The sequence below is a fragment of the Kitasatospora sp. NPDC057518 genome (assembly GCF_042802075.1).
Taxonomy (GTDB): domain Bacteria; phylum Actinomycetota; class Actinomycetes; order Streptomycetales; family Streptomycetaceae; genus Kitasatospora.
On the sequence record NZ_JBHVEU010000262.1, the window covers coordinates 1 to 12,430 of the forward strand.

Consider the following 12,430-nt stretch of genomic DNA (forward strand, 5'->3'; position numbering starts at 1 on the left):
GCCCACGGTCCGTCACACCCGTTTTCCCCTGAGGAGTTGTTCCCCACATGAGCAGGAAGAGGTCGGTGCCGAGGCCGACCCGCACCAGAGTGTCCGCGGTCATCGCGGGCGCGCTGGTCGGGTCGCTGCTGCCGGCACTGCCGCTGGCCGCCGTCGCGGCGGCCGCGGAACCGTACACCAAGCCCTCGGCGGTCTCGCCCGAGAAGCCGGTCAAGGGCTCGGACGCGAAGACCAAGGGCCGCAAGGCCGACACCACCGTCAGCACGGTCGACGGCAAGCACGGCGCCCTGCCCGGCGCGGGCAGCGCCACCGTCGACGTCCCCGCCGAGAAGGGCAGGGCCGTCAAGGCCGACAAACTGCCCGTCGCCCTCTCCTCCGCCGGCGCGGCGGGCAAGGCGAAGGTCGAGCTGCTCGGCCAGGACGCCGCCGCCAAGGCCGGGATCAACGGCCTGCTGCTGACCGTCTCCGGCGCCGACGAGAACAGCGGCCTGGCCGTCGACTACTCGTCCTTCGCCCAGGCCGCCGGCTCCGGCTTCGGCTCCCGGCTGAAGCTGGTCCGCCTGCCCGAGTGCGCGCTGACCACGCCCGACCTGCCCGAGTGCCGGGTGCAGACCCCGCTGCCGGGCGGCAACGACGTGGCGAAGCAGACCGTCGCCGCGGACTCCCTGACCACGGCCCCGGCCGGGTCGATGCGGCTGGCGTCCGCGCCGGGCGCGATGGTGCTGGCCGCCACGGCCGGCAGCGCCGGTCCGAGCGGCGACTACAAGGCCACGCCGCTGACCCCGGCGTCCTCCTGGTCGACCTCGCTGAACAGCGGGTCGTTCAGCTGGTCGTACGACATGCCGCTGACCACGATGCCCGGCGGGCTGACCCCGAAGATCGGGCTGTCCTACAACTCCGGCGCGATCGACGGCCGGACGGCCAACAGCAACAACCAGGCCTCCTGGGCCGGTGACGGCTTCGAGCTCTCCCCCGGCTTCGTCGAGCGCAGCTACAAGGCCTGCGCGGACGACGGCGCGCCCAAGACCGGCACCAACAGCCCGGGCGACCTGTGCTGGGGCACCGACAACGGCACCATCAGCTTCGGCGGCCACTCCGGCGAGCTGATCCCGGTCTCCGGCGACGAGTGGCGGATCAAGGGCGACGACAACACCAAGGTCACCCGCCTGCGCGACACCGGCCGGGGCAACGGCGACAACGACGGCGAGTACTTCCGCGCCACCACCGCCGACGGCACGAACTACTACTTCGGCTACAACCGCCTGCCGAACTGGTCGGCGGGCAAGCCGGAGACCAAGTCCGTCTACACCGTGCCGGTGTACGGCAACAACGCGGGCGAGCCGTGCAACGGCGCCGACTTCGCGTCCTCCTGGTGCCAGCAGGGCTGGCGGTGGAACCTGGACCTGGTGGTCGACGCCCACGGCAACGACATCACCTACTGGTACACCCCCGAGACCAACAACTACGGCCGCAACCTGAAGGCCTCCGACCGCACGCCGTACATCCGGGGCGGCCGTCTGGACCACATCGAGTACGGCCAGCAGCAGCAGGACGTCTACTCGGCCACCGTCAAGCCGATGGGCCGGGTCGACTTCGGCACCGCCGAACGCTGCCTGGAGACCAACGCCGCGCTCTGCGACCCGGCGAAGATCGACGCCAACCGGCAGTACTGGTACGACACCCCGTGGGACCAGAACTGCAAGGACGGCACCGACTGCACCGGCCAGTCCTCGCCGACCTACTTCACCCGGACCCGGCTGACCTCCGTCACCGCCAGGACGCTCCAGGCCGACGGGAACTACGCCGCGGTCGACACGTGGACCCTGAACCACAAGTGGGGCACCGCCGACTTCGACTACCAGCTGCTGCTGGACTCGATCCAGCACACCGGCTCCTCCGCCGCCCCGGCCATCACCCTGCCCAAGACCGGCTTCGCGTACAAGCAGTTGGCGAACCGGCTCGACAAGGTCGGCGACGGCCGCATGCCGTTCATCAAGCAGCGCCTGGGCACCATCACCGACGAGCAGGGCGGCCAGCTCGACGTCAACTACTCCGCCGCGGCCTGCGACTGGAACGCCCTGCCCACGCCGCAGTCCAACACCACCCGCTGCTTCCCGCAGATGTACCAGCCGTCCAACGACGTGCCGGTGACCACGGAGTGGTTCAACAAGTACGTCGTCGAAGCGGTCATCGCCACCGACCGCACCGGCGGCGCGCCCGACATGGTCACCCACTACAGCTACCTCGGCGACGCCGCCTGGCACTTCGACGACGAGGACGGCCTGACCCCGGCCAAGCTCAAGACCTGGTCCCAGTGGCGCGGCTACGCCCACGCCCGGGTCGAGACCGGCGGCGTCACCGGCATGACCACCCAGGCCGACCACTACTTCCTGCGCGGCATGGACCAGGACCGCGACAATCCTGGTGACAAGAACAGCAAGCGCGGCGTCACCGTGGACGACGGCCAGGGCACCGTCCTGACCGACGACCAGGCCTGGGCCGGCTACGAGTACCGCAGCGAGCAGTACGACAAGCCCGGCGGCGTGATCCTCTCCAAGTCCGTCAGCACCCCGTGGAAGAAGGAGACCGCCAAGCGCTCCAACGACTGGGGCACCACCACCGCCAACCTCACCGGCACCCAGGCGACCCGGTCCTTCACCTCCCTCGACAAGGGCGCCGGAGCCTCCTGGCGCGAGACCCGCACCGCGACCTCGTTCGACGGCTACGGCCGTACGACGCAGACCGAGGACCTGGGCGACGTCGCGGTCGGCACCGACGACACCTGCACCCGCACGACGTACGCGGACAACACCGCGGCCTGGATCCTCACCGGCAGCGTCCAGATCGAGATGGTCGCCGCCAACTGCTCGGCGGCCGTGAACCGCGACACCCAAGCGGACGGCACCTCCGCGGTGCTGTCGGACATCCGCACCCGCTACGACGGCCAGGCCTACGGCGCCGCCCCCGTCAAGGGCGACCCCACCACGGTGCACGTCCTGAAGTCCCGCTCCGGCAACCGGGCCACCTACCTGGACGGGACGACCCACTACGACGCCTACGGCCGTGCCGACAGCACCACCAAGCTGGCGTCCACCACGGTGTTCGACACCACGGGCGCCACGGGACCGGTGACCACCGCCAGCCCGCTGGCGCAGACCACCACCACCGGCTTCGCCCCGGCGAACGGCCGGCCGACCAAGGTCACCACGACCGGGCCCCCGGTGGTCGCGGGTAACCCCGCCACCGCCATGGTCTCCGTCGCCGACCTCGACCTGCTGCGCGGCCAGACCGTCGACACCGTCGACGCCAACAACCGCCGCACCGACAGCCTGTACGACGCGCTCGGCCGCACCCTCAAGGTCTGGCTGCCGAACCGCTCCAAGTCGACCGGCCAGACCCCGAACCACGAGTTCGGGTACATCGACAACGACGCCCAGATCCGCGTCGTCTCCACCAAGGCGCTCCTCGCCGACGGCTCCCAGGCCACCGCGTACACCCTGTACGACGGCTTCGGCCGGATCCGGCAGACCCAGGACCCGGGCGACAACGGCGGCCGCGTCCTGACCGACTCCTTCTTCGACGAGCACGGCCAGGCCGCGCTCGCCTACGCCCCGTACTACGCGACGGGCGCGCCCTCCACCACCCTGTTCAAGGTCGAGGACGCCACCGGCGTCGAGACCCAGACCGCCAACAGCTACGACGGCCTCGGCCGCGTCGTCAAGTCCACCACCCTGGCGGGCAACGGCGTCGGCACCCCGATCTCCACCACGCTCACCGAGTACGGCGGCGACCGGGTCACCGTCACCCCGCCCGCCGGCGGCACCCCGGCGACGACCATCAGCGACGCCCGCGGCCGGACCACCGAGATCCGCCAGTACCGCGGGGGCTCCCCCGCCGGTGACTACGACCGCACCACCTACGCCCACGACGCGGCCGGGCACACCACCCGGCTGACGGACCAGTCCGGCACGCAGTGGAGCTGGACGTACGACCAGCAGGGCCACCAGGTCAAGACCGTCGACCCGGACTCCGGCACGGCGGTCAAGACCTACGACGACCGCGGCCGGCTGGCCACCAGCCGGGACGGCAACAACCAGACCCTGGCGTACGTCTACGACAACCTCGACCGGCAGACCGAGCTGCGCTCCGGCTCCGTGTCGGGCCCGCTGCTCACCTCGCAGACCTGGGACCCGTCCGGCAACAAGGGCCTGATCTCCTCGGCGACCCGGTACTCCACCGTCGGAGGCACCGCGTACCCGTACACGACCACCTGGTCGCTGTACGACGCGCTGGGCCGCGCGACCCGGACCACGCTCAGCGTTCCGTCCGTCCCGGGCCAGGAGGCGCTCGCCGGGAACTACGTCAACGGCACCGTCTACCGGCTCGACGGCAAGCCGCAGAGCACCAGCTACCCGGCGGCCGGCAACCTCGCCGCCGAGTCGGTGGCCTACGGCTACGACGCCCTCACCCGGATGACCACGGCCCAGGGTCTGAGCAGCTACCTCACCGGCCAGACCTACAGCCTGACCAGCAAGCCGCTGCAGAGCACGCTGTCCGACGGGACGGCGAACAAGCAGCTCTACGTCACCAACGCCTACGAGTGGGGCACCCAGCGACTGGCCTCCAGCCGTACCGACCAGTACGGCGTGTCCACCCCGCTACGCGCGGCCGTCTACGGCTACGACCAGGTCGGCAACATCACGTCGATCACCGACACCTCGCGCGCCGGCACCGACCGGCAGTGCTTCCGGTACGACTACCTGGCCCGGCTCACCGAGGCGTTCACCCCGAGCGGCACCGGCTGCCCGGCCACGCCCGACGCCAAGGCGCTCGGCGGCCCGGCCCCGTACTGGACCAGCTGGCAGTTCAACCCCGACAGCACCCGGGACACCCAGACCCGGCACGACACCACCGGAGACCCCGCCAAGGACGTCACCGCCAAGTACAACTACCCCGGCGCGACGGCCGCCCAGCCGCACACCCTGAAGGGCACCAGCGGCACCGGCGTCCTCGCCGAGACCGCCGGCTACGACCCGGCGGGCAACACCATCGCCCGCCACCGGGACCTCGCCGCCGGAGCCACCAGCGACCAGGCGCTGACCTGGGACGCCGAGGGCAAGCTCGGCAAGGTCGTCGACACCGTCAAGAACGGGCCCGTCACCAGCACGAAGACGACGGAGTACCTCTACGACCCGGCCGGCAGCCGGCTGACCTCGCACGTCCTGGACAGCGCCAACCCGGGCGCGGAGAGCTGGACGCTCTACCTCGGCGCCACCGAGCTGACCCTGGCCAAGGGCGCCGCCAAGCCCGCCGCCACGCGCTACTACTCGCTGGGCTCGGCGGTCGGCGTCCGCACGGACGACAACAAGGTCGGCTTCCAGGTCACCGACCACCACGGCACCTCCGAGCTCAACGTCGACGCCTCCACCGGCACGGCGGCGCAGCGCCGGACGACCCCGTACGGCGAGCAGCGCGGCGCGGCGCCGGCCTCGTGGGCGGGCAGCCGGGGCTTCCTCGGCGGCGTCAACGAGCCGACCGGGGTGGTCCACCTCGGGGCACGCGACTACGACCCGTCCCTGGGCCGGTTCCTCAGCATCGACCCGGAGTTCAACCCGACCAGCCCCAAGGAGCTGAACGGGTACGCCTACTCGGGCGGCAACCCGACCAGCACCAGCGACCCCGACGGCCGCAAGATGTGCGCCGACGACTGCTCGGGCAACGACATGGCGTTGCACGGCTGGGTCGGCATGAACGGCACGTTCCACGAGCCGACCAAGGGCCCCCAGTGCGTCACCAGCTGTGTCACGGACACCCCCGCCGATGACGGCGACGGTGGCGGTGGCGGCGGCGGTGGCGGTGGCGGTGGCGGCGGATCGAAGCCGACCCCGAGCAAGACCACCGCGGGCACTCCCGAGAACCGCAAGATCTGGCACGAGCAGCGGGTTGCCTGGCTGATGCAGAAGGACAACCCGATCATCGGCGAGTACCTGAACAAGATCCGGGAGATCAACAAGAAGTACTGCCGCCCCTCCGCCAAGGACGGCTGCCAGTTCGCCAACATGGCCCAGGACATCCTCGACAAGAACATGGTCGAAGAGGCCGCCGGCCGGATCGACGAGAGCACCAACCCGTTCGACCCGATCAACTTCAAGCGGCTGACCAAGGACAAGGCCAACAAGGGCGGATTCACCGTCGGCGAGTACCGGATCGCGTTCGACCTGGCCCAGGGGGGCCACAAGGTGGTGTCGATCCCGGAGGAGGACGGCAAGACATCGGACGCCTGGGTGGACGGCGTTCCGTCGGAGTTCAAGGCATCCACAGGCAGCGGCAAGGACGTGGTCAAGGACTCACTCAGGGGTGTGACAGAAGGCAAGGGCGCCGTCCGGGCCTACGTGACCCTCAAGGACGGATACGACGCCAAGACGGCCATGACCAGCCTCGACAACTTCCTGCGCAACAACACGGCCCACTTCCAGGAGTACCAGATCTGGGCCCGGGGCGACCTCCGGGGCGGCTGGGTGATCAGCGGTAAGATCGGCAGTGAACCCAAGTGCCGTGGCGGGGGGTGCTGAGCATGTCGGTCAATGCGGTGGTCTCCATCCGACGTCTTGACGAGCCCTCCCTCACGGCGGAGGAGATCGCCTCGACCCTCGATCTCCCGAACGGACCGGCAGCGCGAACCTGGCACGAGACGGTGGGACCGGACGGTTCACGGCTCACTCTCTGGCTGACCACCGAACCCGGTGACGTGTCGGGCCCGGCTGTCGGATTGATTCACGATGACGGGTACGCGGAGCGTCTGTTCGACTGCCAACTCCACGTCGGCGTCGCGGATCTGGCAGGCGAGGACGTGGCCGCCGCGCTCCGCTCCTACTGCCGCTTCGCGACCGCCCGGCTGCACGCGGCACTGGGCGGCCTGGAGACGGCCTCCTACGTCGACGCCGACGGGAACTACAGCTACCGGGTCGATCTCCCGGGGCTGCCGGAGGCCGTGGTCGACGTTCGGCTGGGCAACGGGGCTCCGCCTGCGCAGCCGGGCTTCTCCCTGGTCGAGGCGGCCAACCGCGCCGCCTCGGGCACCGGGCTGGTCTTCGCCGAGGACGAGCCCAACCGGCACCTCGCCCCGTCGGAGGACGCGGGTGACTCGGTGGCCTACACCGTGTCGTCCCGTGCGGAGGAACTCCCCTTCGCCGCCGGGGCCCGCTCCGGCGCCGCCGCGGTCGACGCCCGGCAGCTGGACGGGTTCACCGAGCGCCTGCTCGCCGAACTCGCCCGGCACACCGTCGGCGCCGACCTGGCGTGCTGGGTGAACGACCGGCTCTACCGCTACGAGGTGGAGCTGACCCCGCTCGGCTGACCGGACGGGAACACACAGGGCGGCAGCACCGGTTCGGCCGGTGCTGCCGCCCTGCGGCACATCCAGGGGAGTTCCCCCGGGCGATCTCAGTGGGGCGCCGGGGCGGCTGCCGGGCCGGAGGCGGCTCCCCCGTCGGGTTCCTCGGCTCCTTCGAGGCGGTGGATCAGGCTCCGGAGTGCCGCGATCTCGTCGTGCAGGGCCTTCTTGCCGGCCCTGGTGAGCTGGATCCAGGTGCGGGCGCGCTTGCCCTCGTAGCCCTTGTCGATCGTGACCAGGCCGGCCTTCTCCAGGACGCCGAGGTGCTGGGAGAGGTTGCCGGCGGTGAGGCCGAGGGTGGTGCGCAGGAAGGTGAACTCCACCCGCCGGGCCTCCTTGGCGACCGCGAGGATGCCCAAGCGGACGCGCTGGTGGACGACGTCGTCGAGGCCGCTGGTGGGGTGCTCGGTCATGCGGCCGACCGTCCCTGGGCCCGGTGGTGCAGCAGGGCGAGGGCGACGCCGCCGAGCAGCAGCACGCCGCCTTCCAGCAGCACGCCGGGGAGGAAGGACCACGGGGACAAGCTGGGAAGGTCGTCGGAGGAGAGCATGGCGATCAGGTATCCGCAGGTCACGGCGAGGAGCGGCCAGCTGCGCTCGATCCAGGCGAGCAGCAGCAGCGCCAGACCGATCGTGCCGGCCGGGCTCATCAGCGTGTCGGCGACCGCGGAGAGCGGTCCCGGCTGCCCGTAGAGGTCGGCGAGGAAGCCCGGGTGGGACACCGTCCACACCTGGTCGGCGGTCATGAGCAGGGCGAGGACGACGCCCAGCACGAGGTACGGCCGGATCCGGGTGCCCAGGCCGAGCCGGGCGGACCGGCGGAGGTAGAACCAGCTGATCGCGGCGTAGGAGAGCAGCAGCGCCACCGGCCAGTACCACATGGCGGGAGGAAGGGAGTTGACGCAGAGTCCGCCCAGGCCGTAGCGGGGCGCGTCGCAGGGACCCTGGCCGTACCGCACGATCGGTATCGCGCCGAACCTCACGGCAGCGAAGGCCAGGAGCGGGAACCACGCGCCGCGTTGCTCACGGCGGACGCGCTGGATCACGGCGCCGGTCGCTGCCAGGAGGTGCCGGGGGTCGCTTGAGGGCTGAACGGGTTGAGTCGCCATGAGGACCAGGTTTGCATGACAAACCGATTGCGTCCAGAGATCAGTTTGCGAACTGGCCGTACGCGGCGGGCGGTTGACGGGCAAACACCCCCACCGAGCTGGGAAAATCGCTGGCGCGAGGTGCGTTGAAGGCCGACCCTGGTCACCGTGTCAGAACCGAAGCACCGGATCCGTGCCCTCCACACCGACTCGACGGTGACCGTCTACCAGGCGTACACGCCGGAGATCGGGCTGCCCACCGCTCGGGACGGCCGCTTCCCGGCGGCGTGGAAGCGGGACCGGATGACGTGGATCAAGCCGTCGTTCCTCTGGATGATGTACCGCTGCGGGTGGGCGAGGAAGGAGGGCCAGGAGACCGTCCTGGCGGTCGAGATCACCCGCGAGGGCTTCGAATGGGCGCTGCGGAACAGCTGCCTGTCCCACTACGAGCGCGGGCTGCACCCCGACCGGGCCTCCTGGCAGCGCCGGTTGAAGAGGTCCCCGGCGCGGGTGCAGTGGGATCCGGAGCGCGATCTGCACCTTCAGCCACTGCCCCACCGGTCGCTGCAACTCGGCCTGGCCGGGGAGGCGGCCGCGCGGTACGCGGAGGAGTGGATCGTCGCGGTCGAGGACGTCACCGCGCTCGCGCACGCGGTCCACGCCCACGTGCGGGACGGGGAGTTGGAGGCCGCCCGGCAGCTCCTCCCCGCCGAACGCCCCTACCCGGCGGGCGACGCGCTGCTCGCCCACCTGGCCGGCTGAGCCGGCGGGCGCACCCCGCCCGCCGGCTGCGACTGTCAGCCGGCAGCGGGCGTCAGCCGGTGGCGCCGTCGGTGAGCTCGCGGACGATGTCCAGGTGCCCCGCGTGGCGGGCGTACTCCTGGAGGACGTGGAACAGGATCCAGCCCAGGGTGGGCCGCGGGGTGCCGTCGTCGGGGAAGCGGCCGCCGGGTGCGGCGACGGTGGACAGGGGCGTGCCCGACACGACGGCCCGGGTGTGCTCGCCGCCCGCGTGCAGCGCGGCGAGGAGTTCGGCGGCCGTTTCCTCCGGTCCGACGTACCAGCGGTCCTCCGGGCCCCGGTCGCCCCAGGGCGCCGGGACCTGCTCGGCGCGGAAGCCCCAGCGCAGCCAGCGCTGCTCCATGTGGACGAGGTGCTTCAGCAGTTCGAGCATGGTCCATCCGGAGGGGAGCCGGCTGGCGCGCAGCTCCGTGTCGGACATCCCCTCGGTCTTGGCGCCGATCACGGAGCGGTAGTAGTCGAGGTAGTCGAGCAACAGCTCGCTGGGGTCGGAGAGTTGCTGGTCGGGCTCGGGCAGGGAGATCGTCATGGGCCGAGTCTGCCACGGCGTCGTGCCGGTACCCACGACAGCGCGGTGCACCGGTTTTCCCCCCGCATTGCTCGCCTTCTGGCGAAGAATTACCTCCCCATTACGTCATCGGCGAAGGTATTCGGCCAACTTGTTGCACAAAGGGTGACGCGTTCAGACCAAAAATGACACTGTTCCTTCCCATCTCATTCGAACCACCAGCTCTACCGGGCGGCGTCACCCCAGGCCGCCCGGCTGACTCCGGCCCCCCGAACCCGGGCCGTCGCAGAAGGAGTTCCGTGTGACTCGATCCCCCCGAAAGTCCACCACCGCGGGCGCGTTGCTGGTCGGCGCCGCGATGGTCGTGGCCGCTCTGACGCCCGGCGTCGCCGCCGCCGACACTCCTGCCGGGACTCCCGCCGAGGCCCCCGCCGGGGTCCAGGCCTTCGCCGGCGCGATGCCGGTGCAGCTGTCGCCCGAGCAGCGCGGCGAGCTGCTGGCCTCCGCGGACGCGTCCCTGGCGAAGACCGCGAGGTCGCTGAACCTGGACGCGAAGGAGGCGCTGGTCGTCAAGGGCGTCACCAAGGACGCGGACGGCAGCCTGCACACCCGCTACGAGCGGACCTTCGACGGACTCCCGGTGCTCGGCGGCGACCTGGTCGTCCACACCGCCCCCGACGGCACCACCAGGGGCGTCACCAAGGCCACCGAGGCGGACATCGCCGTCGACACCACTCCCAAGGAGAGCGCCGACGCGGCGAAGGGCCTCGCGCTCGACAGCGCCGGGAGCGCGAAGGTCACGGAGGCGGCGGCCGACGACGCCCGCAAGGTGGTCTGGGCCGCGTCCGGCACCCCGCGGCTCGCCTGGGAGACGGTGGTCACCGGTACGCAGGAGGACGGCACGCCGTCCGAACTGCACGTCATCACCGACGCCGACACGGGCAAGAAGATCTTCGAGTACCAGGGCATCGAGACCGGCGTCGGCACCAGCAAGTACTCGGGCCAGGTCACCATCGGCACCTCGGCGGTCGCCGGCGGCTTCGCGATGACCGACAACACCCGCGGCGGCCACAGCACCTACGACCTGAACGGCACCAGCGGCACCAGGACGCTGTTCACCAACCCGACCGACACCTGGGGCGACGGCACCGTCGCCAACCGGCAGACCGCGGCCGTCGACGCCGCCTACGGCGCCCAACTCACCTGGGACTACTACAAGAACGTCCACGGCCGCAACGGCATCAAGGACGACGGCGTAGGCGCCTACACCCGGGTCCACTACGGCAAGAACTACGTCAACGCGTTCTGGTCCGACGCCTGCTTCTGCATGACCTACGGCGACGGCGCGGGCAACGTCAAGCCGCTGACCTCCATCGACGTCGGCGCCCACGAGATGACCCACGGCGTCACCTCCGCCACCGCGAAGCTGGTCTACAGCGGCGAGTCCGGCGGCCTCAACGAGGCCACCTCCGACATCATGGCCGCCGCGATCGAGTTCTGGGCCGACAACCCCGAGGACAAGGGCGACTACCTGGTCGGCGAGAAGATCGACATCCGGGGCGACGGCAGCCCGCTGCGCTACATGGACAAGCCCTCCAAGGACGGCCGCTCCAGGGACTACTGGTCGGCCGACGTCGGCTCCGTCGACGTCCACTACTCCTCCGGCCCGGCCAACCACTGGTTCTACCTGGCCTCCGAGGGCAGCGGCGCCAAGACCGTCAACGGCGTGGCCTACGACTCCCCGACCTCCGACGGCCTGCCGGTGACCGGCATCGGCCGGGACGCGGCGGCCAAGATCTGGTACCGGGCGCTCACCACCTACATGACCTCGTCGACCAACTACGCGGCCGCCCGCACCGCCACCCTCCAGGCCGCCTCCGACCTGTACGGGAAGAACAGCACGACGTACCAGAACACCGCCAACGCCTGGGCGGCCATCAACGTCGGCCCGCGCGTCGTCGACGGCCTCCTGCTGGAGCCCGTCACCAACCAGATCACCGCGATCGGCACCTCCGCCGACCTCGGGATCGAGGCCTCGAACCTCAACCCCGGCATCGTCACCTACCACGCGACCGGCCTCCCGCTGGGCCTGACGCTCCACCCGGTCACCGGCCGCGTCACCGGCGTCCCGGCCCTCCCGGGCACCTACACGGTCACCGTCACCGCCCAGAGCTCCCACCGCGGCAGGACGTCGACGACGTTCACCTGGCGGGTCTCCCCGGGCATCTTCACGAACAGCACCTCCCTGCCGATCCCGGACGGCGGCCCGGCGGTCTTCTCCGACATCGTCGTCGACCGGCTCCAGGGCCAGGCGCCGAGCGACCTCAAGGTGAGCGTGGACATCAAGCACACCTGGCGCGGCGACCTGGTCATCGACCTGGTCGGCCCGGACGGCACGGTGTACTCGCTGAAGAAGGGCAGCTTCAGCGACTCGGGCGAGAACGTCATCGAGACGTACACGGTGGACGCCTCCGCCCAGCCCGCCAAGGGCACCTGGCGCCTCCGGATGCAGGACACGTACCGCGGCGACTCCGGCCACCTCGACGGCTGGAAGCTCATCTTCTGACCGCCCCCGCACTGAGCACGGCCCCCTGAGCACGGACCACTGAGGTGATCCGGTCGGCGAGAGCACGTCTTCGCC

7 protein-coding genes are annotated in these 12,430 nt (G+C 70.9%); 4 read left to right on the forward strand and 3 right to left on the reverse strand.

Annotated features, from left to right (window positions below; all coding sequences use genetic code 11):
• Nucleotides 1–47 precede the first annotated feature (47 nt).
• Both ACFU7Z_RS24935 and ACFU7Z_RS24940 read left to right on the forward strand, forming a co-directional pair.
• The gene (locus ACFU7Z_RS24935; RefSeq protein ID WP_380779756.1) at nucleotides 48–6,572 is read left to right on the forward strand and encodes an RHS repeat domain-containing protein; all 6,525 of its coding nucleotides are present in this window, start codon (nucleotides 48–50) and stop codon (nucleotides 6,570–6,572) included.
• A gap of 197 nt (nucleotides 6,573–6,769) precedes the next feature.
• On the forward strand, nucleotides 6,770–7,357 hold the full coding sequence (locus tag ACFU7Z_RS24940; RefSeq protein ID WP_380742875.1) for a hypothetical protein: 588 nt from the start codon (nucleotides 6,770–6,772) through the stop codon (nucleotides 7,355–7,357).
• A gap of 86 nt (nucleotides 7,358–7,443) precedes the next feature.
• Here ACFU7Z_RS24940 and ACFU7Z_RS24945 read toward each other — a convergent pair whose 3' ends face one another.
• Nucleotides 7,444–7,806 carry a winged helix-turn-helix domain-containing protein gene (locus tag ACFU7Z_RS24945; RefSeq protein ID WP_380779758.1) on the reverse strand — a complete coding sequence of 121 codons (363 nt, stop codon included), beginning with the start codon at nucleotides 7,804–7,806 and terminating at the stop codon, nucleotides 7,444–7,446.
• Nucleotides 7,803–8,351: a hypothetical protein gene (locus tag ACFU7Z_RS24950; RefSeq protein WP_380779760.1), complete on the reverse strand. Its 549-nt coding sequence runs from the start codon at nucleotides 8,349–8,351 to the stop codon at nucleotides 7,803–7,805. The genes ACFU7Z_RS24945 and ACFU7Z_RS24950 overlap by 4 nt, the downstream gene beginning before the upstream one ends.
• A gap of 297 nt (nucleotides 8,352–8,648) precedes the next feature.
• Here ACFU7Z_RS24950 and ACFU7Z_RS24955 point away from each other — a divergent pair, with 297 nt between their 5' ends.
• Nucleotides 8,649–9,242, forward strand: coding sequence for a DUF4291 domain-containing protein (locus tag ACFU7Z_RS24955; protein ID WP_380779762.1), 594 nt, complete (start codon nucleotides 8,649–8,651; stop codon nucleotides 9,240–9,242).
• A 52-nt stretch (nucleotides 9,243–9,294) separates the two neighbouring features.
• Here the strand turns inward: ACFU7Z_RS24955 and ACFU7Z_RS24960 are convergent, their stop codons facing one another.
• Complete coding sequence (locus ACFU7Z_RS24960) at nucleotides 9,295–9,810, reverse strand: DinB family protein (RefSeq protein WP_380779764.1); 516 nt, start codon at nucleotides 9,808–9,810, stop codon at nucleotides 9,295–9,297.
• A 337-nt stretch (nucleotides 9,811–10,147) separates the two neighbouring features.
• On the opposite strand from ACFU7Z_RS24960, the gene ACFU7Z_RS24965 reads away from it, so the two are divergent.
• Nucleotides 10,148–12,355 (forward strand): M4 family metallopeptidase, encoded by a 2,208-nt coding sequence (locus ACFU7Z_RS24965; protein ID WP_380779767.1) that lies wholly within the window; start codon nucleotides 10,148–10,150, stop codon nucleotides 12,353–12,355.
• The last annotated feature ends 75 nt before the right edge of the window (nucleotides 12,356–12,430 follow it).

Coding starts and splice junctions, on each gene's coding strand:
- ACFU7Z_RS24935 (WP_380779756.1), top strand. CDS start 48: ATGAGCAGGAAGAGGTCGGTGCCGAGGCCGACCCGCACCAGAGTGTCC.
- ACFU7Z_RS24960 (WP_380779764.1), bottom strand. CDS start 9,810: ATGACGATCTCCCTGCCCGAGCCCGACCAGCAACTCTCCGACCCCAGC.
- ACFU7Z_RS24945 (WP_380779758.1), bottom strand. CDS start 7,806: ATGACCGAGCACCCCACCAGCGGCCTCGACGACGTCGTCCACCAGCGC.
- ACFU7Z_RS24965 (WP_380779767.1), top strand. CDS start 10,148: ATGGTCGTGGCCGCTCTGACGCCCGGCGTCGCCGCCGCCGACACTCCT.